General features: G+C 66.2%; 1 protein-coding gene. It reads left to right on the top strand.

The features are described 5' to 3' along the window. The first annotated feature begins 93 nt into the window (after positions 1-93). Positions 94-1,695 (top strand): ISL3 family transposase, encoded by a 1,602-nt coding sequence (locus RZ1_RS29300; protein WP_072816443.1) that lies wholly within the window; start codon positions 94-96, stop codon positions 1,693-1,695. Positions 1,696-1,735: the final 40 nt, after the last annotated feature.

Below are 1,735 nucleotides of genomic sequence, written 5' to 3'. Positions count from 1 at the left end.
GGATCTGGCGCACTTTCCGTGAAGGTCCTAACGGACCCCTGATTCGGGATGATTCGGTATCGACCAAGATCATAATGGTGTGACCTCGCGCTTCTGACAGTCCTACTGCCGCATCTGACCGACGTCGTCGTCGACGCCGTCCGCCTCGCCGGATCCACAATCCGGATCCACGCCCACCCTCACCGCAACGAGGCGCGGTGCCCGAAATGCGACACATCGTCGAGCCGGGTCCATTCCCGGTACCGCCGCAGACCGGCCGACACAGCAATCGGTGCCCGGCCCGTCGTACTCGAACTGACCGTCCGTCGATTCTTCTGCATCAACACGCACTGCACGACAATCACATTCGCCGAACAGATCCCCGGATTGACGACACGGTGGGCTCGCCGGACCCCGGTACTCGACGCGGTGATCGAAGCGATCGGGTTGGCGCTGGCCGGCCGCGCCGGGGCTCGCCTGGCAGCCCGGCTCGGGATCGCGGCCGGCCGCGACACCCTGCTACGGGCGGTGCGGGCGATACCGGACCGACCGATCGAGACGACACCGATTCTGGGGATCGATGATTTCGCGATCCGCCGCGGCCACCATTACGGCACCGTCATCGTGGATCTGACCACGAGCCGGCCGATCGACCTGCTGCCGGACCGCACCAGCGACACCGTCGCCGCATGGCTGCAGGAACATCCCGGTGCTGAGGTGGTGTGCCGCGATCGGGCCGGTGCCTACGCCGAAGCCGTCCGCGTGGGCGCACCGGAGGCAGTGCAGGTCGCCGACCGGTGGCACCTGTGGCACAACCTGGTCGGTGCGGTCGAGGACACTGTAGTTCGGCACCGCTGCGATCTTCCCCCGCCGGTCGAACCCGTCGACTCTGACGAGGTAGCCACCAACACCACTGCCAGCGAGATCGACTGTGGTACAAGCACTACAGGTGCCGATGTGCCGGACGGCAGGTTAATCACCCGCACCAGGGAACGGCATGCCGCCGTGCAACAACTCGTCTCGAACGGGATGACGATCTCGGCGATCAGCAGGAAGCTGAGCCTTGACCGCAAGACCGTCCGTCGCTTCGCCCGTGCCGATGACCTCGACGAACTGCTGACCACCACCCGGACGGCAGGACCCACCTTGCTCAGCGAACACGAAACCTACCTGCGTGACCGCTTCGCCGCGGGGTGCACCGATGGCACCCGCCTGACGGCGGAGATCACCGAACGCGGCTACCGGGGTAGTGCCAAGACCGTCCGTCGGTTCCTGGCACCACTGCGTGCTGCGCATCGGACGCGCCCGGCACCGCCGCCGGTGCCATCCGTCCGGCAGGTCACGGGGTGGCTGACCGCCCGACCCGACCGTCTCACCGACGTCGACAGCCACCGTCTCGCCGACATCCTCGAACGCAGTCCCGCACTGAACGCGCTGCAGGGACACGTTCGCGGCTTCGCCGAGCTCATGACCGAGCGGCGCGGACACGAACTCCCCGAGTGGATGAGCGACGTCGATGCCACCGGATCACCGGCCCTGCAGTCCTTCACCACCGGCCTGCGCCGTGACCTCGATGCTGTCACCGCCGGACTAACCCTCGAACACAACTCCGGGCCGGTCGAAGGGCACGTGAACAGAATCAAAATGCTCAAGCGGCAGATGTACGGGCGAGCCAACCTCGACCTGCTGCGCAAGCGCGTCATCCACCTCGAATAACGAAGCGTGGCAGTGACTTCACGGAAAGTGCGCCAGATCC

The sequence above is a fragment of the Rhodococcus zopfii NBRC 100606 = JCM 9919 genome (genome assembly GCF_001895025.1).
Taxonomy (GTDB): domain Bacteria; phylum Actinomycetota; class Actinomycetes; order Mycobacteriales; family Mycobacteriaceae; genus Rhodococcus; species Rhodococcus zopfii.
The sequence above is the reverse complement of the archived record's forward strand: the minus strand, read 5'-3'. Positions and strand labels throughout refer to the sequence as shown.